This window comes from Alteromonas sp. ABD4_190, from assembly GCF_056160105.1.
Genome location: NZ_JBSWWN010000001.1, coordinates 984,902 through 1,006,344 on the forward strand (window position 1 = coordinate 984,902; position 21,443 = coordinate 1,006,344).

Sequence of the window (21,443 nt, forward strand, 5' to 3'; positions counted from 1 at the left end):
TTATCTGGCTTACGCGTAAAGTGGGTTAAGTTTTTCAGCGTTAATATCAAAACGCTTAATGGCTTCTGCTACCACTTTCTTCTCAACGTCACCGCGCTGAGCCAATTCGTAAAGTGATGCAACCACAATGTATGACGCATTAACTTCAAAGTGAGTACGCAAGTTTTCACGGCTATCGCTTCGACCGAAACCGTCTGTACCTAGGCATCGGTATTCAGTTTCAATGAACGCGCGTACTTGGTCTGAGTAGTTCTTCACATAGTCAGTGGCAGAAATCGCAGGACCTGCATCTTTCGTAATGACCTGACCAATGTAAGGTACTTTTTGCTCAGCTTCAGGGTTTAGCATGTTCCAACGAGTTACGTCTTGACCTTCACGGGCTAGCTCGTTGAATGAAGTCACAGAGTAAACGTCAGAAGATACGTTGTAGTCTTCACACAGAATCTGTGCCGCTTTACGCACTTCGTTCAAGATAGTACCAGAGCCCATTAGCTGTACGTTAAGCTTAGACTTGTCGTTTTCAACGCGCTCAAGCTTGTAAATACCTTTAATGATTTGCTCAGCAACATCATCACCTTCTGGCATTGCAGGGTGCTGATAGTTCTCGTTCATCAACGTTAGGTAATAGAAGATATTTTCATTGTTACCATACATGCGACGCAGACCGTCTTGAACAATAACCGCTACTTCGTAACCGTACGTTGGATCGTAAGTAATACAGTTAGGAATTAGGTTCGCCTGAACGTGTGAATGACCGTCTTGGTGCTGTAGACCTTCACCATTAAGCGTAGTTCTACCCGCTGTTGCACCTAGTAAGAAACCACGTGCTTGACTATCACCCGCTGCCCATGCAAGGTCACCAACACGTTGGAAACCAAACATTGAGTAGTAAATGTAGAACGGAATAGTGGTAGCGTTACATGTTGAGTACGACGTACCTGACGCTACCCACGATGCCATTGCACCTAGTTCGTTAATACCTTCTTGCAGTACCTGACCTTTCTTATCTTCGCGATAGTAAGCGACTTGGTCGGCATCTTGAGGTACGTATTTCTGGCCTTCATTGGCGTAAATACCTACCTGACGGAACAAGCCTTCCATACCGAATGTACGGGCTTCATCAGGAATAATTGGCACAATACGCTTACCAATTTTCTTATCTTTCAATAGCGCGTTAAGTACACGCACAAAGGTCATTGTTGATGAAACTTGACGGTCACCAGAACCTTTTAAGATAGCGTCGAATGCACTTAGCTCAGGAATTTCAAGCTGTTCTTCAGCCTGTTCACGGCGAGAAGGTAAATAACCACCTAACGCTTCACGACGTGCGCGAAGGTACTTCATTTCTTCGCTGTCTTCGTCGAACTTGAAGTAAGGCAGGTCAGCAATCTTGTCGTCTGCTACTGGAATATTGAAACGGTCGCGGAACGCTTTGATGGAATCAACGTCCATTTTCTTAACGTTGTGCGCTACGTTTTGTGCTTCGCCTGATGCACCAAGACCGAAACCTTTAACCGTTTTAGCAAGAATTACTGTTGGACGACCTTTCGTATCGATTGCTTTTTGGTAAGCCGCGAATACTTTAACTGGATCGTGACCACCACGGTTTAAGCGCCAGATGTCATCATCAGACATATTTGCTACAAGCGCCGCTGTTTCAGGGTACTTGTTGAAGAAGTTCTCACGAGTGTACTTACCGCCTTTGGCTTTACAGTTCTGGTATTCACCGTCTACCGTTTCACCCATAAGCTGAATTAGCTTGCCAGATTTATCACGAGCTAATAGCTCATCCCAGTAGCTACCCCAGATTACTTTCACTACTTCCCAGCCTGCGCCACGGAACGTACCTTCAAGTTCTTGGATAATTTTGCCATTACCACGTACCGGCCCGTCTAGGCGCTGCAGGTTACAGTTGATAACGAACGTTAGGTTATCTAGGCCTTCACGAGATGCTAGACCGATTGCACCCAAGCTCTCTGGCTCATCACACTCACCGTCACCCATGTAGCAGTATACGCGCTGACCTGAACAGTCTTTAATACCACGGTTAGTTAGGTACTTAAGGAAGCGCGCTGTGTAGATAGCTTGAAGTGGACCAAGACCCATAGATACGGTTGGGAACTGCCAATAATCTTTCATCAAGTGAGGGTGTGGGTAAGACGACAGACCATCGCCAGCACACTCTTGACGGAAGTTGTTTAACTGCTCTTCAGTTAGGTTGCCTTCCATGAAAGAACGCGCATAGATACCCGGAGAAATATGGCCCTGTGCAAAAATAAAATCGCCGCCTTGATTCTCGTTAGGCGCTTTAAAGAAGTGGTTAAAGCCTACATCGTAAAGCATAGCCGATGATGCGAAACTACCAATGTGGCCACCAAGCTCTAGGTCTTTTTTCGATGCACGCAATACAATCATCAATGCGTTCCAACGAATCGCTGCACGGATGCGCGCTTCGATGGTCAAGTCACCAGGCATTTTTGGTTCTTGTGCTGCAGGGATAGTATTGATGTAGGCAGTAGTAGCGTCATACGGTAAATGCGCTCCGCTGCGACGTGCTTTATCAATAAGCTTTTCGAGTAAATAGTGGGCGCGTTCTACGCCTTCCTCTTCTAAAACCGACTCAAGCGCATCAATCCACTCTTTAGTTTCTTGAGGATCTACATCTTGGTGCATCATATCAGACATGGTGCCATCCTATTTTTTGCTTATATAGAAAATCCTCCCTTAGCATTGCCTTTGTCTTAAAGGCGCTAAAAGAAGGAAAACTAAATTACGTTGTACTCACAGTGACCCAATCTGGCTCACCTGCTTTTGCAGTGGCACAGGAAAAACCTGACCAGCCTCTGCGAATGAATAGCTATCTCGCCCTTTTACTAAATAATCCAAGGCGAAAAAACTAAATCTCTAATCGTCGCAATGCGCGTTGTACACGGGTATCACGTTGATTAATGGTTAATAGCGTTTTTTCAATAAACGCCAAATGCGTATTACATGCCTGACGCGCAGCTTCAGGATCGCGAGAAGCTATAGCTTCTACAATTTCACGACGCTGCTTCGCAATGTCTTCCACCGCTTCAGGGTGCGCTGCCAGCATGTCAAAGTTTCGTTCAATATTGTCCACCAGCATGCTTTGCATGGTGCTCATTACGTGCAACAACACCATATTGTGTGATGCTCTTGCCATAATGATATAAAACTGCCCTAGCGCTTCTGCTTGGGCACGTTTGCTTTCGTGCGCTTTGGGCGTAGGCACATTGTTTAATGCTTGCTTTAATGCATCGTAGTCTTCAGGTTGACCACGAAGTGCCGCGTAGTACGCCGCCATCCCTTCAAGGGCATGACGAAATTCAAGCAAATCAAATTGAGTTTCAGGACGCTGGCTAACTAAGTCCATTAGGGGGTCTGTCATGGCAGAATTAAGGTTGCGATTTACAAATGTGCCGCCGCCTTGTTTACGCTCTACCAACCCACGCGCCTGCAAATTACCAATGGCTTCCCTAAGTGAAGGACGTGATACATCAAACTCAAGCGCAAGCTCTCTTTCTGGCGGTAATTTTTGGCCAGCCAATAGCGTACCGTCGAGTATCATCGACTCGAGTTGCTCGGTAATTACATCAGAGAGTTTTTTTCGCTGCTGACGCATGCGTTGCACTTATCCTTTAATTTAAACCAGCGCTGTTATAACAGCAGTGAATGTAAAAAATAATCAGAGATAATTATTTTACATTCGCAATTGGTAATACCATTTTACCTATCTAGTTTAAGGCAGATCGATTTCGAGGTAAATACTCTCAAGCATAGCAAAGACAGTGGGAATTGCCGCGTGTTAAGCTTTATTATTGAATTTGTTAAGAAAAGTGTTTATGTCCGAACTGGTCTGATGAGAAGCAAGGTGGGATATTAGTTATGCGAAGCGTCTGATCTACATACAATTAATAAATAGACCAAACGCCTTTCTAAACCATGTAGCTTAGTAAATGTTAAAAATATTGATTATGCCAAGCTGCCTACAAGGGTTAGCGCTGCCGTTATAACAAGTAGAAAAATAACATTACGTTTTGCTAACTTTACTAGCACTTGGGGTTCAACTGCTGCATTTTCAGCCTGCAACTGCTGTTCATCAGGGGTTAACACCTCGGCTTTAGCAGAAATTTGTGTCAGCACGTCGTAGGCAGGTACATCGAACTGGAGCGCGTGTTTTAACCATTCAGGTAACGCTCTTGAGAAGTGACCCATCATCAGCATGCCGAAAGCGGTCACGCGAACAGGAACATAGTCGAGAGCGAACATCAACCTACCAGCAGCCGCTTTTAAAGGGTGATTAGCGTTACACAAAGCCTCAGTGGTGCTTCTACTTAGGCAGTAAAACAGTGCGCCTGGGGCGCCGAATGCAATAAACCACAGCATAACTGCAGCGTAGTGCTGGTAGTTAAGCCAAGTAAGGTGCTGGCCAAAACTTTTACCTTCAGTACCTGCACTGCCGTCGCTTTCAGTTTGACTTGCACAATGCCCCAGCTGATCGGTATACATACTACAGGCTTGCAGGTCTCCTCGGTCGGCGGCATTCAGGAAGTTTTTATAAATACTTCTTAATATCGGACAGCCAATGCATATGAACAGCACTAAACTTTGCTCTAAAAAGGTAAGGAATGCGCCAAGCAACCAGTACTCAATTATTCCTAATAGCACCGCGGGAAGTAAAAGATAGAAATAAAGTGTTGTAGATGAGACTTTTTTACTCTCCTCCTCTCCTTCATTTCCTTCTTGAAACTTAATCAACCCTTTGTCTTGAAGAAAAGCTCGATACTGAGCGGCATACTTTTCGATATGCCAATTAGATGTTTTTGTTATCAACCGTTCAAGACTTAGAACTAATAGCAAGCTCATTAACATCATAGATATTGTGTTTCCCTTTTTTATTCAGTGCGAGATAAAACAATTATTTAACTCTGGCGACGCACTTTCTGTATCTTGCCCAATCGAAAGCAACACCAGGGTCAGTTTTACGCCCCGGCGCTATATCATTATGACCTACGATACGCCCTAAAGTGATCCGAGGATAGTGTCGCGTTATGAAATCAGTGAGTTCGCCTAGTGCTTTATACTGTGCGTTCGTATAAGGCAGCGTATCAGTGCCTTCCAGTTCAATACCAATTGCATAGTCGTTACAGCGACTGCGGCCTTGACAGGTTGAAACGCCTGCATGCCATGCTCTCTGTTCAAAAGGCACAAACTGCTCTACTTCACCGGTTCGATAAATCACGCAATGGGCAGAGACCCGTAATCCCGCAATCTCTTTATAAAAAGGATGCTCATCAGGATTGAGGGTGCCGGTAAACAATTGGCGAATACCCGGCGTACCAAACTGTGAAGGCGGCAGTGAAATATTATGTATTACTAAAAGACTGACATCGGTATCGTCAGGGCGAGCATCATAATGCGGACTTGGGGTGTACTTCGCTTTGTTATAAAGCACCATAGTATTTGCTTCAGTAATTGATTTTCTGATTCATAGCCTACATTGTATATGGATATAAGTGTATAGGGCTATACATGGCATTCTAGTAAGCCAATCAGCACGTTAGCACTTTTCTTAAGAGATTACGCCAAGTAGTAAGCGACATGAAAAACGGTGCAGCACTATTATAAGAAAGGTAGAAACATGAATGAACAACAAGACCCGACAGCATCAACGGGTAAATGGATGGTAGCGCTTGCTTGGATTTGCGGCTTCGGATTACTCGTATTCGTATTCTCTGACCTATTAGAAAAACAAATAAACCCTAATAGTGAACCCACATCAGAGCGTATTGGCTCACAAACAGAAGTACGCCTTAAACAAAATCGCCAAGGGCATTATGTGACAACAGGCTATATCAACGGCGAGGAAGTGGTGTTTCTTGTGGATACGGGCGCGACAGACGTAGCTGTGCCTGCCCATTTGGCAAATAAGCTACAACTGAAGGCTGGACGTGAGGGGCTAGCCAGCACCGCCAATGGCGTAGTAAAGGTGGCCGAATCAACAATTGATACCTTGCGTATTGGCGAAATAGTGGTGCGTAATGTAGACGCAAACTTAAACCCCGGTATGCAAGATGACCATATATTGCTTGGAATGAGTGTTCTTCGCCAATTAGAGTTTACTCAGCGCGGAGATTGGTTAATATTGCGTACCCTTTAAGTAGACCATAACACAGATCATAGCGATGAAGATGACATCACCAGACATGCAAGCAATTCGAGAGCAAGTATCCAACGCGCTTGTTGAAGATCTTGGCGGCGAATTAAATGCCGCAAACGACATTACCGCGAACCTGATAGATGAAAGCGTTAATGCAAAAGCTACTATTATTACCCGCGAGCCTTGCGTGGTTTGTGGAATAGCGTGGGCAAACCAAGCGTTTGCGCTTATTGACGAGTCTGTGTCATTAACTTGGCATGTAAAAGATGGCGACAAGGTTGAGGCTGACACGGTATTAGTTAGTTTAGAAGGTTCTGCGCGCGCAATATTGACTGCCGAGCGTACCGCACTTAACTTCCTACAAACCTTGTCAGCGACCGCTACCGTTACTGCATTTTACGCCAAGTGTTTAGCGAGCTCTAACACCAAAATTTTAGACACCCGCAAAACTTTACCCGGTCTGCGCTATGCACAGAAATACGCGGTGCGTTGCGGTGGTGGCCAAAACCATCGTGTAGGTTTGTTCGATGCATTCTTAATTAAAGAAAACCACATTTTTTCGTGCGGAAGTATTGAGAAAGCCGTTAGCCGCGCAAAAGCCATGATGCCGGGCAAGCCAGTTGAAGTAGAAGTTGAAAATATTGCAGAATTTGAACAAGCGCTTTCAGCAGGCGCCGACATCGTCATGCTAGACAACTTTTCTAACGAACAGATCCAACAGGCAGTAGCGCTTAATAAAGGCCAATGTAAACTGGAAGTATCAGGAAACATTACTGATGAACGACTAACCAGTTTAAGTACGTTAGGCGTAGATTATATTTCATCAGGCGCTCTGACCAAGCATGTTCAAGCAATAGATTTATCTTTACGCATTGAATTAAAACCCTAGAACTACTGTGAAAATGGGGAAGTTTGGTCCAAGCATGAGTTGAAATTCTGATAAGTTGCAAACGAATTCTGTCTTCCCACAGATTAATAACCTGTGTATAGTAGTTGATACGTTGATAAGTGACTAACTTTTATACCAAAGTTCAACTAACAAGAACTGCCAACCCCTACAGGAACGTGGCATAATAAAGAAGTCAGACCTAGGTATACTTTTAGATACTTGTTAGCGACAGAGAAAATTCTATAATAATTCTCGAGTACCAGGGGCGTTTTAAGGACGACTCGGGTATAAACGTAAACTTAAATTATTTTTAAACTTAACGTGATATACACGTCCCGGAGTTAAACCATGATGAACATGAAAAATAACAACCAAAAGGGTTTCACCCTTATCGAACTAATGATTGTTGTAGCAATCATCGGTATTCTTGCTGCAATTGCATTGCCTGCATATCAGACTTACACGAAGAAGTCTAAGTTTGCCGAAGTAGTGATGGCGACGACAACATTCAAATCTGCATTTGAAGTAGGCGCTCAAACTGGTGAAATTACTGCTCTTACCGATGCAAACGTTAAAGTGAACGGATTTCCAGACAAAGTTGACAATTCTGCTAACGCAGATAGCATCGCCAAAGAAGTCACAATCGTAAATGGTGTTATAACTGCGACTGGGAGCGCTGAGGTTGACGGTTTAACATACACGCTTACACCCAACGGTGTTACACCACCTATCACTTGGGCTAAAGGCGGTACTTGTGTAGCCGCAGGAGTGTGTTAACGAGAGATCGTATCATCTTTAAGGGAAGTGCGAATGCACTTCCCTTTTTCAGTCAAGGAGTATAAAAAGTGAAAGCTGCAACAGTTTTTGAATGGCAGGGAAAAGACAGTAAAGGGTCTAGCCGGAAAGGGGAAATTTCAGCACAGAATCTGTCTGAAGCAAGGTCAATGCTTCGCAAACAAGGGTTTTCTGTAAAAAAAGTAAAAAAGCAACAAAAATCCCTTTTTGGTGGCAGACAAAAAATTAACGCCGCCGATATTTCGGTTTTTTCAAGGCAAATTGCTACCATGCTCGCGGCGGGCGTTACCCTAATTCAATCTCTTGAAATGATTGGTCAAGGGCATGCTAAAGCACCTATGCGCAAGCTTCTAGCTGAAATTGCTAACGAAGTGAAATCGGGTAACCCGTTATCGTCTTCTCTTCGCAAGCACCCTCAATATTTTGACAGTCTTTACTGCGATTTGGTCTACACAGGCGAACAATCTGGCGCACTAGAAACTATTTATGATCGAATTGCTACTTATAAAGAAAAGGCGGAAGCATTAAAGTCGAAAATTAAAAAGGCAATGTTTTATCCCATTGCCGTAGTCGTTGTGGCGTTTATAGTTACAACCATTTTGCTAGTGTTTGTTGTGCCTCAATTCGAAGATATTTTTAACGGGTTTGGCGCTGAATTACCTGCATTCACACTATTCGTTCTAGGTATTTCGAACTTCATTCGTGACTACGGCCCCTATATTGCAATTTCTCTTGGTATAGCAGGTTTCTTATTTGTACGAGCTTACAAAAAGAGTCAACTATTAAGAGATAAATGTGACGCGCTTACCTTAAAAATACCAGTTATTGGTGAAATTCTTAAGAAAGCAAGTATCGCTCGTTTTACACGAACTCTCTCTACTACGTTTGCAGCAGGTGTGCCATTAATTGGGTCATTAGACTCAGCTGCAGGGGCTTCTGGTAATGCGGTTTATCGTGATGCGATATTGTTCATTAAAAAAGAAGTGGCAGGGGGTATTCCCATGCACGTTGCAATGCGCGCCACTAACGTGTTTCCAGATATGGTGACGCAGATGGTTTCAATAGGCGAAGAATCAGGCTCTGTGGATGAGATGCTTAGTAAGATAGCCACCATTTACGAAGCAGAAGTTGACGATATGGTAGACGGACTAACCAGTCTGTTAGAGCCGATGATAATGGCCGTGTTAGGTGTTGTTATCGGTGGTTTGATCATTGCCATGTACTTGCCAATCTTTCAAATGGGCAGCGTTGTTGGTTAAATTTAAGTGTAATTTGAGTAATTACGTTCAATAATTTTTTGCAAGCTGCTCTCGACGACTAGTCTTTCTTATAAAGAAACCGTAAGGAATACCACCCCGACAAGCACTTGCAACTGCCTACCATTTTCTACAACGAGTCAACGCCTATATGGACGCCCTAATTACCCTTTGCCAAAGCCACCCTGCTATATTCTATACCCTTGTTTTTATTGTAAGCTTGATGATAGGCAGTTTTTTAAACGTGGTCATTTATCGCCTGCCTATAATGATGGAACGTAGTTGGCAACAAGAATACGAAAGTTATTTTAGCGCCGACGGCAATGATTCAAGCGCATCACATGCCACCGAAGAGCAGACCTTAGCGAATAGCGAAACATTTAATTTAGTTAAACCCGACAGTACTTGCCCTTCTTGCGGCCATAAAATAAGAGCATGGGAAAACATTCCCGTTATTAGCTACCTTTTGCTGAAAGGCAAATGCGCCGGCTGTAAAACACCTATCTCTGCCCGCTACCCGTTCGTAGAGTTATTTACGGCGTTAAGCTGTACTTTTGCCGCTTATCAGTTTGGCCCAACGTCACAGGGACTATGGGTAGTATTGCTTACCTATGTACTCATTGCACTTTTGTTTATTGATTTAGACAAAATGTTACTGCCAGACCAGCTTACCTTACCTCTGTTGTGGTTAGGGTTGTTATTAAGCACCCAATCGGTATTTGTTACCACCACAGACGCCATTTTAGGTGCGGCCTTTGGTTACTTAAGTCTATGGTCGGTTTACTGGCTATTTAAGCTTGTTACCGGAAAGGAAGGCATGGGTTACGGCGACTTTAAATTACTTGCAGCACTTGGGGCATTTACCGGTTGGCAAGGCCTACCAGTTATCATACTGCTTTCGTCTTTAGTGGGCGCAGTGGCGGGCATTACCATTATGGTGGTTCAAAACAAAGGTAAGTCTCTAGCTATTCCCTTTGGCCCGTATTTAGCAATTGCAGGCTGGCTTACACTGCTTTTTAAAGATGAAATTATTACTACCTATCTTGATTACGTGCTTTAGCAGCAAGGTACAAAGGACATGAGTAAACAACAGGTGTTTGTGGTGGGTCTTACCGGCGGAATAGGCAGCGGTAAATCTGCCGCTTCGGCTATTTTTGCAAGCCTTGGTATTGATATCGTCGACGCTGATGAAGTCGCGCGGGACGTAGTCGAAATAGGCTCGGAAGGCTTACGTAAAATCACAGAGCATTTTGGCGAAACTATTTTGCTTGAAGATGGAAGCCTAAATCGCGCCGCCCTTCGCGAAAAGGTGTTTGCGGCCAAAGAAGAAAAGCTTTGGTTAAACGCCTTGCTTCACCCCCTTATTCGCTCTCGTATGCAGCAGCTTATTAGTGAATCTACTTCTGCTTACTGCATTTTATCTGTGCCCTTGCTCGTTGAAAACAAGTTAACGGAAATGTGCAACCATGTGGTAGTGGTAGACTGCCCTGAAGCACTGCAGCTGGAACGCGCATTAAAACGGGACGGTAGCTCAGAGCAAACCATAAAAAGTATTATGGCTTCGCAAGCTTCACGTGATGAACGCGTTAATGCGGCAAACGATGTGCTGGATAACAGCACAACGTTGGAAGCGCTTTCCAGTCAAGTGTCAGCTTTACACCAGAAATTATTAACGCTTGCTTCAGCATAAGTGTATATGCATTGCGCAATAGCAAACTGGTTTTCATCTAATGTTCTTATGTACCGTTCCTGCCTGCTCTTTCTGGCTTGCCATCATTTTTTCATAACAAGTTATTTCGGCCGTCAAAGCTAGATTTTGAAACTTTTTTGACCAATTAGCGTCTAATTATACGTTTGTCTAACAAGTAGACTTGGCTTAAATGCCTTGATGCTTTAGGCTTGCTGTAATTCGCCGTACTACAAGGTTGTAGTGCCGTTTCTCTAAGTCTATGTGTTTTAAGGGGTTCCATGGGTAGCGCTGTATTCGAGTTTCCACTAAAGGAAAAAGTACGTAACTATTTACGTGTTGAGCAGCTGCTTGGGCAACTTAAAATCATCGCGAAATCAGAACATACTCATCTTCAGCTGGTGTTCTTTGAACAACTTTTTGAACTACTTGATCTCATTGAAAGACTAGATCTTCGTTCAGATTTAACCAAAGACCTTGAAGCGCATGAAAAGAATCTCGTGTACTGGTCAAAACACCCTAAAATAGACAGCACCGCCTTAGAGCAAGCGCTAAAAACCGTGCTTACCTTAAAGCAAAAGCTGAAAACAGACCGCCGTTTTGGTAGCGCGCTTAAAGATGACAAACTACTTAGCGCTATAAGACAAAGATTTGCCATACCCGGCGGCGCATGTAGTTTCGACCTTCCTAATTTGCACTTTTGGTTACAACAGCCGCTTGAACAGCGTCAAAACGAAATTGCACAATGGTTAGAGACTTTAGGGCTTCTTGACGATGCAATTGCGGTTAGCCTGTCGTTTATCCGCGAGCGAGGTCAGTTTGTAAATGCAGTGGCCGAGAACGGCTTTTACCAAGGCGCTGCGGAAGATAAAAACGAACTGATACGCGTAAAATGCAGTGTAGATGACGGCTACTACCCAACCTTAAGTGGCAACAAATACCGCTACGCCCTGCGCTTTATGTTGTTTTCCCCGCAAGAAGGCCAAAATAGTGCAGTAGAAAACAATATTCAGTTTCGACTAGCGGCCTGCTAAACTTCGCCTCTATTCAATAATTTTCGTCTTAGGTGCTGTCTTTTTCATATTTCATAGATTGTGCCGCAAAGACGTATTTCACTGGAGTCTATTATGGAAGTGAAATGCCCTATTTGTGCCAAACAGGTTGTTTGGGCACCAACTAGCGAATATCGCCCTTTTTGCAGCAAGAAATGTCAACTTATTGATTTAGGCGAATGGGCTGCAGAAGACCGAAAAATTGCGGGAAAACCAGCGGAAGACGTAACACCAAAACACATCGATGTGGAAGAAATAGAGGCAATGTTAGCACAGCAATCTGACGACTTTTTCAAACATTAATTTTGTAGCCGCATTTTCACACTAGTAAAAAGGAATAATAATGTTTAACTCTATCGCACTTGTTGGTGGTACTCATGGCAATGAGACCAGTGGTATTCAGCTTATTCGAAACTGGCAGCAACTTGGGCTACCTTCGCGATTTAATGAGCTAAATATATCGTTGAACATTGCCAATGAAGCGGCCCTTGATGCGAACGTGCGTTTTGTAGAAGAAGATTTAAACCGTCAGTTTACCTTTGAGCGATTATCAGATAACAGCACCGCTAAAGAAGCCGTACTTGCAAAATCACTAAATGAGAAATTCGGCCCAAAGGGCAAGTCAAACACCGATTTTGTCATTGATATTCATAATACCACCAGCGAAATGGGCGCCACGCTAATCATTTTAGAAGCGGATGAGTTTCACATTCAGCTAGCACGGTTCGTTAAGCAACAAATGCCCGAAGCAAATATTTTAGTGGAAGACGAAAAGCCTTATCTGGAGCACGGTTATTTATGTACCACTGGTAAGAAAGGCGTAATGATTGAAGTGGGTGGTCAGCCACAGGGGGTGCTGAGAGAGGATGTTTACCTTCTAACGCAAACCATGGCCGAGGCTATTTTAGATTTTTGTGTAGCCTATAATAAACAGGAAATAAAAACAGATGCATTGCCAACGTGCGAAGCATTTCGTTTAGGGGAAAACGTAAGTTTTCCTTTAGATGAAAATGGCAAGCGCACCGCTATGGTTCACCACTCATTGCAAGACAATGATTTTAAACCCTTGCTACCAGGTTCTCCCATGTTTAGAACCTTTGATGGAAAAGATATCCCGTGGGATGGAGAAAAAGAGACCTACCCGCATTTTATAAATGAAGCCGCGTACTTTAAGCTGGACGTTGCGTTTGCTACATCTGAGCGTATCACCCTTTAGGCAATACAGGTTGGTTACTCTGCAACTTTCAAAAGTTAACGCCGAAACCAACTGGCGATATCAAAAAAAACGCTGAAAGCATTAAATAGAAAAATGCCGGTCAGAGACCGACTGGCACTTTTGTTGTAAGGTAGGCTTTCTCGCCCGTCAGCCTAAGTTTCACGGCTCGCTCAACTTAAAGAAATGAACGTAGGCGGCACCTGAGTCAGAGTATATTAAAAAAGCTCTATCTTAGGCTCTCGCGCCTCTTCAAACTCATTTTTTTCTTCCGGCGATGATTCATTAATATCGAAATGAATTTTACGCTGGTCTTCCATTACATACTTTTCAAACATTTCTTTGGTGCTTAAATTAAACGAATCATCAAAATGCTCTCTGTTATTAATGTATGACGAAAACTGCCCAAATAAACTTACAATAGCGTCTTGCTCTAGTTTCACATGCTCGGTGCGCTGGCGAATAATGTCTTGGAACTGAATTTTCGCGATGGCACCGCTTACTTTTACCGCAACGTCGGTGGCGCTTTGCGAGAAGCACGCCAGCATTTTAGGGTTTAGTTCTTCAAGCACACGATAGTGTTGCGTTATATTTTCAAGCGAATCAGAAAACCCAGTTAATAATTCACACGTATCGTTCGCACGTGTTGAATTAAGCATTTTTTCACCTTGAATATGTGCAGCGTCCAGCGCTGATTTTATGCCCGACTCTATTTTTTCAGCCGCTTCTGAAGACTGTGACGATAATATACGTACCTGTTCGGCTACCACGGCAAACCCGCGCCCATATTCGCCAGCACGCGCCGCTTCAATTGCCGCATTGAGCGCTAACAAGTTGGTTTGGGACGCAATATTTTTGACAAGTTCGGTAAGCTCTTTAAGATTTTCAACCTCACGCATTACCCCTTGAATAGCTTCAGTATCTGCAATTTGTTGCGCTCGCTGCGTGCTGATCATTTCTTTTATATTGGTGAGGCGCTGAGCTGCAATTTCAAATTCGTCCGCACTTTTTTCTTTACAGCTAATGGCATTTTTCTGACCTAATTCAACATTATCTATACTGTCTTGAATACTGCTTTCAATTTCATACAGCGCTTTCATCAACTCCATTGAGGCGTCTTCGGTAATAGCGCTTATGCCGTCCATTTGCCCTTTGAGGATGGCTACATATTCGCTGACTTGAGTATGTGTTTCGTTGAGCTGCTCAGACGTTTCCTGTAAATAACTCTCCTGTTTATTCAGGCTAACGTTAAATACGTTTGTTTGCCTGTGCGAATACCACGTAATAAAACTCAAGAAACCCAGAATTGTGGCAACAGTACCAGCTTGCCCATTTAGTAGTTGTGGCGATATGTTCAAGGAGATTGCCATTCCCAATGTAGACACACCAATCAAACCGCTCCAAAGTAAAAGTGAGTCCTGAACCTTTTTCATCTTATCCTTAAGCACTTTAAACTTCTCAGCGAGTACCAACTCATAATACTGCTTTGTTTTTTCAAGTACTTTCATGTTTTAACCTTATGCAGTTGGGACCAACTGCTTTACTACACCTAACAATTGCTCTGGCTCGACGGGTTTGACAAGCCAACCTGTAGCACCTGCCGCTTTCGCTTCTTCTCGACGACTTTGCTGCGATTCCGTAGTTAACATCAACATGGGGGTAAATCTAAATTTCGATTGCTGCTTTAATGTTTTTATTAGCTCGATACCATTCATACCTGGCATGTTTAGGTCAGTAATAATCAACTTGGGCGATATTGATTCAAGCGCTGTCATAGCCGCCTCCGCACTTTCTGACTTTGTTACCGTATAGCCTGCCCGCTTTAGCAGCATTTCCATACTCATCAGCATTGTTGCTGAATCATCTACTAAGTGTATTGCGCTCATTGCATTACCTCTTGTTTATAGCCGATTAACTGTTTACACAATTCAGTATAGTCTCGAGCTCCACGACTGTGAGGCGCATAAGCAAATACCGGCTTATTTTTTGCGAATGCTTCGGCTAATGTTATGTTTTTATGTATTGGACTAAGCACTTTTTTTCGACCATAGCGGCCGTACCAGCTGCTCAACTCTTGGCGATGTAGCTTTAAATTTTGCTCTACCATTACCGGTAAAATGGTTAAGCTTGTCGCTCTAAACTTGCGCTCTGCCATGGCCTTGCGACACGCATTTAACAGCTTTTGTACACCGTCGCTTGCAAGTGGCATTGGCGTAGCAGGTATAATGATATCCGTAGCGGCGGACAGTGCTGCCATTAGCTGAGGGCTTAACGTTGGCGGCGTGTCGATAATAACGATATCGAAATACGGCGATACTTGGTCGCTATCGCACCACAAACGGATAGCGTCTAACGCAATATCATCGTTAGTGTTTGCGCGCGTGGTGTCGACATTGGTGGCGTATATTTTTTCACTACATTTAACAATCGAAGTAAAAAAGCCTTTAAGAGGCATGGTGGTTATGATGTTTTGCGACTCAGTGCCAAGCGCCGTCAAGCCTTGCATCACGTGCCCTTGATTATCTAAATCCAGAACTAAAACACGGTTGCCATGTTGCGCCAAACCAAAAGCAAGATTGACCACTGTAGTAGTCTTTGCTGTCCCACCTTTGCGATTTGCAACCGTGATCACTCTCATTCACACCACACTTTATTGTTGTCTGATTGAAGCATTTCTACTATCCAATATAGTTCTGACGATTCGGGCTGTACACTAACCTTTGGTCGTAAGCAAAGTAGCACTTGGAAAACCGCAGTATGTGCCGTTGTTAACGTCTTCAAGTTCAACTGTCGCGAGGCGTCCTCTGTCAGCCAACTAAATAGGGTTTCGGCCTCTTCAATTTCACAATGCCCAGTAAGCACTGCTACTTTTTTCTTGTACGTTACAGGCATGTGGATAAAACCTCCTGCACATTAATTATGAGTAATACCCTTCCATCTCCAAGCAATGCTGTACCTGAGAAATGGGAGTAGCCAGCAAGGACGCCTTCAAGGGGTTTTTGAATAACGTCAATACCTTCATGAAACTTATCAATAATAAGTCCAAACTCGCCCTGCGGCGTTGACACAACTAATACCGAGTGTTCCTCTTTACCGTCGTCAGGTTCGAACCCGAGCGCATTTCGCAAATTACAAAGCGGTATTAATTTATCGCGTATCACCAACACGTTTTCATTGCGAATTCGCTGAATGTCCTGCGTAGGAACTTTCACCGTCTCTACTACCGCATCCATACTTACGCCAAACATTTGATCGTTTACTTCAAACATCATGACGCGATTCACTGACATAGTCTGAGGAAGAAGCAACTTGAACGTAGAGCCTACGCCAACCTCACTATGCATTTCTATAGTACCGCCTGCCTGACTTACCATGGTTTTTACTGCATCCATGCCCACCCCACGACCGGACAGGTCCGACACTTGTTCACTGGTAGAAAACCCTGCGGCGAAAATCAGCTGAAGTGCCTCATTATCGTCTATGCTCTCAAGCTGAGATTCCGTTATTACGCCTTTCTGAAAAGCGAGAAGCTTAATTTTATGGGGATCAATGCCCTTTCCATCGTCACGTATTTCAATAATGACACTGTCATCAAGGGGAGTAGCAATTAAATCAATACGCCCAGTTTCAGGCTTTCCCGCCTCTATTCTGTCTTCGGGTGATTCAATACCATGGTCAATGCTATTGCGCAGTAGATGAATGAGAGGCTCAGATAAAGACTCAATTAAATTTTTATCGAACTCGGTGTCTTCACCCTGCATACAAAGTTCGATTTTTTTGTCGAGTTTTCTCGATAAATCTCTGACCAACCTTGGATAGCGCTGGAAAACATGAGAAACCGGCACCATTCGTATCTGCAATACTGCACTTTGCAATGACTCGGTTAAACGATTAACAATTGAAAAATGCGCTTTTATCTGTTTGCTAAGCTTTTTACTTCCACCTTCTTCTTCAGCTTGCTTCGCCAAATAAGGAAGTGAATTTTTTGCAACCGTTAGTTCGCCGACTATGTCCATTAAATAGTCAATTTTGCTTTGGTCGACTTTGAGCATCTTGACGGCTTGTCGTTCAGCTTTAGCCGGTTGAGAATTCTCTTCTTCTGCTGTCTGCGTCTCTATTTCGTTTGTCGTGTCGGTAGTTTCAACAACAATGTCCTGCTCTTCAGCGGTGTCGTTTGACGCGTCTTCTAACGCAACATTAATTGCGCTTATTAGCTCCGCTTCATCGCTGAATGTTTGCTTTAGCACATTGCCGACAAGCATCGAAATTGAAGGAAACATAAATTCTGCGCTATAGCCTTCAGAGTTGATCAATGCTAATTGTTGCGTTAATAACTCTTTTTCATGTGGTAATAAGCCCTCTTTACCAGGCTCAATAGCACAGCTGGCCGGGTCGTCCACAGAGTCCTCTGGACCGCCGGCTTGTTTGTCGTCATCAAGAAACGTAAGATCGTTATCAGATGATAGAAATGACAACACCGCTTTTGTTGGCATAGCGTGTGTTTGCGACGCTAGTAAAAGCCCAGCGGTCGACTGCAGCATATTGGTATCACCAGTCTCACGAGCCGTTTTTAAAGCCTCATTGAGCGCTTCATCATTAAGCTGCACCACGCTATCGAGAATCTTGTCTTTACAGCGATATTTAAGCGCCTGCTGAGTAAGCTTATGTAATGTGTACTGACCTTCATAATAGGCCATATGCGTCACAACAGCGTCTTCGCTTGCCTCGCCAAGGGCCGTTATTTTTAAAACACATTGATAAACATCGGCATCAGCGGCCATCGCGGGCGCGTTGATTTCGAACGCGCGCAACCCCGGCAGCGCCAGTGCGACATTCACAGGGTCCTCACCGCGAAAAAAGCAACCTTCATCAGGCGTATATTCCATGACATACAGTTCCGATGATGCGCTTTTCGATAATAACGCTATATCCGCATTGTCATCGAATGCTTCAAGCGCAGTGGCTACTGAATCAACGATTTCGTTGGCACTGCTATCAGCGTGAGTGACAGTGTCTTGCTTAGCTGTATTTGCACCAGCTTGAGATGGGTCGATGAAGGCTCTCAGTTGTGCACTTAAATCGCCAGAGATTGGCTGCCATTCAGCGAGCTTTTGAGTTCCATTTTCTAGCTCATCAAACCACATAGATATCTGGTCTAGCGCCTCGAGAAGTAGGTCACCAATTTCGTCGTTGTAATCAACCTCTTTAGCTCGCACGCTGTCTAGCAAATCTTCCGCGGCATGAGCCAAACGCGTTAGTGGTTTTATATCGAATAAGTCTGACGAACCTTTGATAGTGTGTAAATCTCTGAAGATTTTGTCCACTTTGTCCGATGATGGTCCAGAAGCCTGAATCTCAATAAGTTCTTGGCTTGCAGACTCTAGGTTCTCGCGAGACTCACCGATAAATACGTCGAGTAGTTCACTCATTAGCTACCTCCTAATACCGCGCTAACCACAGACTTAAGTGAGTCAGCGTCCACAGGCTTAGTCATGTAGAAATTTGCACCGCATTGATAGGCTCGTTGCGCGTCTTGAGTCGCAGACTCTGTACTTATCATGATGATGGGAACAGCGCGTAAAAGCTCGTTTTGCCGTATTTCTTTACAGAGTCGGTAACCGTCCATTTTCGGCATATTTACATCGACCAAAAACAAATCGATGGGTGTGCCAATGGCTTTTTCCAGCGCTTCCACACCATTTTCAGCTTCTTCTACGACGCGTTCGTCCGAAGATACCAGCATTTTATGAAACATTCTGACTGTAGACGCATCGTCAACTATCATTACTGTTTTCATGTTACGCCCCTCCTGCAAGTGGCTTTTGGTAGGCAATAACATCACCGAACTTACGCACTTTAAACATAGACGATATACGGCTCATCGACTCACTATGACCTAAAAAGATGTAGCCGCCCGGCTTCATCGCATCAAACAAAACATGTGCTGCTTTTTTACGCGACTCATCGTCAAAATAAATGAGCAGATTTCGGCAAAATACCAAGTCAAAATGTCGAAACCCCTTCATGTTTGTACCTGATAGAATATTGGCTAGCGAAAATGAAACCGATTCTCTTATGTCGTCACATAGCTGAAATTGGCCGTTGGTCTCTATGAAGTACTTTTTTACCAACGCGGTTGGAATGTTCTGCACCGAGCGCTTTGAATAAAGCCCTTTTTTAGCAGACGCTAGAACATTGCTGTCAATATCTGAAGACGCAATCTCTACATCTCGATGAGCTAGCCCTTTCCAGTTTTCTATAAGATGAATTGCTATAGAGTACGGCTCTTCGCCCGTACTTGAAGGCACCGACCAAATCCGTAAGTCTTCTCCAGGTGGGCGATAACTATCGAGTTCATCCATGATATAGCGTGTCATTGCATCAAATTGGTACTCTTCGCGGAAAAAGTAGGTTTCATTCACTGTCATTGCGTTGACTAGGTTTTGAAACTCTTCACCCGACGCTTGGAAACGCATAAAGGTAAAATAACTTTTGAAGTTAGTGTGCCCCGTAGCTTTCATTCGCTCGTGTAGACGTTTATCAACAAAATAACGTTTCGAATTTTCAAAATGGATCCCGGTTTTTCGGTAAAACATCGACCGAAAGCGCTCGAAATCAGCAACAGCAATTTTTTCCAACGTTTCTGGAGTCATTACGCACTCCCTAATTGATTTCGAATTAGGCTAATGACAAAAGAAATGTAGGCATGATTAGGAAAACGGCTTTCTACAGTTTGCAATATTTCATGGGTAGAGCTATCAGATACTTCTGCAAGCTTGTCTAAAGCTGTACCCACAACATTTTCATTGTCGTCATTAAGTGCAATATGATGCAGCCAATTTAACGCATCGGGGTGTGCTACTGCGCCAATAATGTCAACACAAAAAATACGCGTATCTGGGTCATCATCTTGCATAAGTTTATGCACATTGTGTGCGAACAAATCAGGGTTTTGCTGCATAATTTCAATAGCACCGTTACGCAATTGTACTTGTTCGCTCTTCAACATGCCTATTAGTTGAGATGCATCGGCATCCGTCATATTGTGCTCAAGCGCACTAAATAATGCTTCGATAACGGTAGGGTCATTTTCTGCCGGTAGTCGCGCTAAAAAGGCCTTGTGCGCATTTTCTTCACCGCTTAAATCCCGCACTGCCCAGCGCCTTACGCTGCTGTCTGGTGAGGCTAAATCGGCTACCAGCTGCTGTGGCGTTCGTTGAGCACTGCGCTTTTCTTCTTGTTGAATTACTATGTCGTCACTGGCATTTGATTTCTTTTTTAAACCCATAACACTTGCTCCTGTTATCGACAAAGTGCATTCAACTTTGACACTATTTTAGGACTGTCTAATACATGACTAGCGCAGCCGGCCTCTATCAGTTCTTTTGGCATACCGAATACAATGGAAGTCGCTTCACTCTCGGCAATTGTTGTAGCACCACCTTTGTATGCTTTACTCATTGCAGCTACACCATCGCTGCCCATTCCAGTTAGCTGAACACATAACATAGCGAGTGGTTCGTAACAATTCAGTGCGCTATCGACCATACGATCGACACTGGGGTGCCATAAAAAGCTGGGACTTGCAGGTACGGGGCGAACGTGAATATCTGCACCCGCTTTGGAAAAAGCTAAATCAGCATCGCCCTTCGCCAAGTAAATTTTGCCCGCCTCGAGAGTCATTCTTGAGTCAACTTCGACAACTGTTAGCGGACTTAAGCCATCGAGTCGCTTGGCCAATGCTTGGGTAAACGAAGCTGGCATATGCTGCGAAATCACAATGGGTGCTGGAAATGTGGGCGATATATTCGTTACTAGGTGTTCCAGCTTTCGCGGCCCGCCAGTTGAGACGCCTATCATTACAATTTCAAAGGGCGTGCTTTTATTGTTCCTCACCACACGCTGCTTCACTACAGGAGGCGCTTTGATAGTGGGGCGCTGTGCCTTTCCCGTCTTTGCTAACGCATTTATTTTGTTGACTAACGGCGTTTCGATGTCGGAAATGTCTCGGCTGACAGTGCCCCCTGTTTTCAGTACAAAGTCACTGGCGCCAAGTGCTAATGCCTCAAGGGTAATAGCCGCACCTTTTTGCGTTAGCGAAGAAACCATAATAATAGGACATGGATACAAGTTTCTTAATAAAGCCAAACATGTCATACCGTCCATCACAGGCATATTTATATCAAGCGTAATACAATCAGGTTTGAACTCGACCGCTTTAGAAAGCGCTTCTTCACCGTTTCTTGCAACCTGGACAATGAACCCCTCTTTTTCAAACAATTGAGTAAAGAGTTTGCGCATTAACGCAGAGTCATCCACCGCAAGTACCTTTACCGACATAGCTTCTCCTATTAATCAACCAAGTAAGAT

Annotated in this window: 22 protein-coding genes; 9 read left to right on the forward strand and 13 right to left on the reverse strand. The window is 44.0% G+C overall.

Annotation, left to right across the window (positions count from 1 at the left end; genetic code table 11):
* Window positions 1-9: 9 nt before the first annotated feature.
* The 4 genes from aceE to ampD all read right to left on the reverse strand — a co-directional run bounded on the left by aceE (window position 10) and on the right by ampD (window position 5,479).
* Complete coding sequence (gene aceE / locus ACXAFM_RS04355; RefSeq protein WP_474827248.1) at window positions 10-2,685, reverse strand: pyruvate dehydrogenase (acetyl-transferring), homodimeric type; 2,676 nt, start codon at window positions 2,683-2,685, stop codon at window positions 10-12.
* A gap of 211 nt (window positions 2,686-2,896) precedes the next feature.
* The gene (gene pdhR, locus ACXAFM_RS04360; RefSeq protein WP_474827250.1) at window positions 2,897-3,643 is read right to left on the reverse strand and encodes a pyruvate dehydrogenase complex transcriptional repressor PdhR; all 747 of its coding nucleotides are present in this window, start codon (window positions 3,641-3,643) and stop codon (window positions 2,897-2,899) included.
* A 350-nt stretch (window positions 3,644-3,993) separates the two neighbouring features.
* Window positions 3,994-4,896 (reverse strand): beta-lactamase regulator AmpE, encoded by a 903-nt coding sequence (gene ampE / locus ACXAFM_RS04365; protein ID WP_474827252.1) that lies wholly within the window; start codon window positions 4,894-4,896, stop codon window positions 3,994-3,996.
* A 43-nt stretch (window positions 4,897-4,939) separates the two neighbouring features.
* Window positions 4,940-5,479 (reverse strand): 1,6-anhydro-N-acetylmuramyl-L-alanine amidase AmpD, encoded by a 540-nt coding sequence (gene ampD / locus ACXAFM_RS04370; RefSeq protein ID WP_474827254.1) that lies wholly within the window; start codon window positions 5,477-5,479, stop codon window positions 4,940-4,942.
* Window positions 5,480-5,662: 183 nt separating this feature from the next.
* Here ampD and ACXAFM_RS04375 point away from each other — a divergent pair, with 183 nt between their 5' ends.
* From ACXAFM_RS04375 to ACXAFM_RS04415, 9 genes are all read left to right on the forward strand, one after another.
* Window positions 5,663-6,181, forward strand: coding sequence for a retropepsin-like aspartic protease family protein (locus ACXAFM_RS04375; RefSeq protein WP_474827256.1), 519 nt, complete (start codon window positions 5,663-5,665; stop codon window positions 6,179-6,181).
* 31 nt (window positions 6,182-6,212) lie between these two features.
* Entirely contained in the window at window positions 6,213-7,070 is an 858-nt protein-coding gene (gene nadC / locus ACXAFM_RS04380) for a carboxylating nicotinate-nucleotide diphosphorylase (RefSeq protein WP_474830506.1), read from the forward strand.
* Between the two features lie 357 nt (window positions 7,071-7,427).
* Window positions 7,428-7,847 carry a pilin gene (locus ACXAFM_RS04385; RefSeq protein ID WP_474830508.1) on the forward strand — a complete coding sequence of 140 codons (420 nt, stop codon included), beginning with the start codon at window positions 7,428-7,430 and terminating at the stop codon, window positions 7,845-7,847.
* Window positions 7,848-7,915: 68 nt separating this feature from the next.
* Window positions 7,916-9,124: a type II secretion system F family protein gene (locus ACXAFM_RS04390; RefSeq protein WP_474827258.1), complete on the forward strand. Its 1,209-nt coding sequence runs from the start codon at window positions 7,916-7,918 to the stop codon at window positions 9,122-9,124.
* Between the two features lie 148 nt (window positions 9,125-9,272).
* Entirely contained in the window at window positions 9,273-10,181 is a 909-nt protein-coding gene (locus ACXAFM_RS04395; RefSeq protein ID WP_474827260.1) for a prepilin peptidase, read from the forward strand.
* Between the two features lie 18 nt (window positions 10,182-10,199).
* On the forward strand, window positions 10,200-10,811 hold the full coding sequence (gene coaE, locus ACXAFM_RS04400; RefSeq protein WP_474827262.1) for a dephospho-CoA kinase: 612 nt from the start codon (window positions 10,200-10,202) through the stop codon (window positions 10,809-10,811).
* Between the two features lie 278 nt (window positions 10,812-11,089).
* Window positions 11,090-11,842: a cell division protein ZapD gene (gene zapD, locus ACXAFM_RS04405; protein ID WP_474827264.1), complete on the forward strand. Its 753-nt coding sequence runs from the start codon at window positions 11,090-11,092 to the stop codon at window positions 11,840-11,842.
* A 93-nt stretch (window positions 11,843-11,935) separates the two neighbouring features.
* A complete protein-coding gene (gene yacG / locus ACXAFM_RS04410; RefSeq protein ID WP_474827265.1) occupies window positions 11,936-12,163 on the forward strand; it encodes a DNA gyrase inhibitor YacG in 228 nt (75 codons plus the stop codon).
* Window positions 12,164-12,203: 40 nt separating this feature from the next.
* Complete coding sequence (locus ACXAFM_RS04415) at window positions 12,204-13,076, forward strand: aspartoacylase (protein ID WP_474827267.1); 873 nt, start codon at window positions 12,204-12,206, stop codon at window positions 13,074-13,076.
* A gap of 215 nt (window positions 13,077-13,291) precedes the next feature.
* Here ACXAFM_RS04415 and ACXAFM_RS04420 read toward each other — a convergent pair whose 3' ends face one another.
* Genes ACXAFM_RS04420 through cheB form a run of 9 tightly spaced genes read right to left on the reverse strand, consistent with a single transcriptional unit; the run spans window position 13,292 to window position 21,413 of the window.
* Window positions 13,292-14,581 (reverse strand): methyl-accepting chemotaxis protein, encoded by a 1,290-nt coding sequence (locus ACXAFM_RS04420; RefSeq protein WP_474827269.1) that lies wholly within the window; start codon window positions 14,579-14,581, stop codon window positions 13,292-13,294.
* A gap of 9 nt (window positions 14,582-14,590) precedes the next feature.
* Window positions 14,591-14,959, reverse strand: coding sequence for a response regulator (locus ACXAFM_RS04425; RefSeq protein WP_014950410.1), 369 nt, complete (start codon window positions 14,957-14,959; stop codon window positions 14,591-14,593).
* Window positions 14,956-15,711 (reverse strand): ParA family protein, encoded by a 756-nt coding sequence (locus tag ACXAFM_RS04430; protein ID WP_474827271.1) that lies wholly within the window; start codon window positions 15,709-15,711, stop codon window positions 14,956-14,958. The genes ACXAFM_RS04425 and ACXAFM_RS04430 overlap by 4 nt, the downstream gene beginning before the upstream one ends.
* On the reverse strand, window positions 15,708-15,965 hold the full coding sequence (locus ACXAFM_RS04435) for a hypothetical protein (protein WP_039218621.1): 258 nt from the start codon (window positions 15,963-15,965) through the stop codon (window positions 15,708-15,710). Before ACXAFM_RS04435 ends, ACXAFM_RS04430 begins: the two co-directional genes overlap by 4 nt.
* The gene (locus ACXAFM_RS04440) at window positions 15,956-18,502 is read right to left on the reverse strand and encodes a chemotaxis protein CheA (RefSeq protein WP_474827273.1); all 2,547 of its coding nucleotides are present in this window, start codon (window positions 18,500-18,502) and stop codon (window positions 15,956-15,958) included. Before ACXAFM_RS04440 ends, ACXAFM_RS04435 begins: the two co-directional genes overlap by 10 nt.
* Window positions 18,502-18,870 (reverse strand): response regulator, encoded by a 369-nt coding sequence (locus tag ACXAFM_RS04445; protein ID WP_474827275.1) that lies wholly within the window; start codon window positions 18,868-18,870, stop codon window positions 18,502-18,504. Before ACXAFM_RS04445 ends, ACXAFM_RS04440 begins: the two co-directional genes overlap by 1 nt.
* A gap of 1 nt (window position 18,871) precedes the next feature.
* The gene (locus ACXAFM_RS04450) at window positions 18,872-19,726 is read right to left on the reverse strand and encodes a CheR family methyltransferase (RefSeq protein ID WP_334049715.1); all 855 of its coding nucleotides are present in this window, start codon (window positions 19,724-19,726) and stop codon (window positions 18,872-18,874) included.
* The gene (locus ACXAFM_RS04455) at window positions 19,726-20,361 is read right to left on the reverse strand and encodes a HEAT repeat domain-containing protein (RefSeq protein WP_474827277.1); all 636 of its coding nucleotides are present in this window, start codon (window positions 20,359-20,361) and stop codon (window positions 19,726-19,728) included. The genes ACXAFM_RS04450 and ACXAFM_RS04455 overlap by 1 nt, the downstream gene beginning before the upstream one ends.
* Window positions 20,362-20,375: 14 nt before the next feature.
* Window positions 20,376-21,413, reverse strand: coding sequence for a chemotaxis-specific protein-glutamate methyltransferase CheB (gene cheB, locus ACXAFM_RS04460; protein ID WP_474827279.1), 1,038 nt, complete (start codon window positions 21,411-21,413; stop codon window positions 20,376-20,378).
* Window positions 21,414-21,443 lie beyond the last annotated feature (30 nt).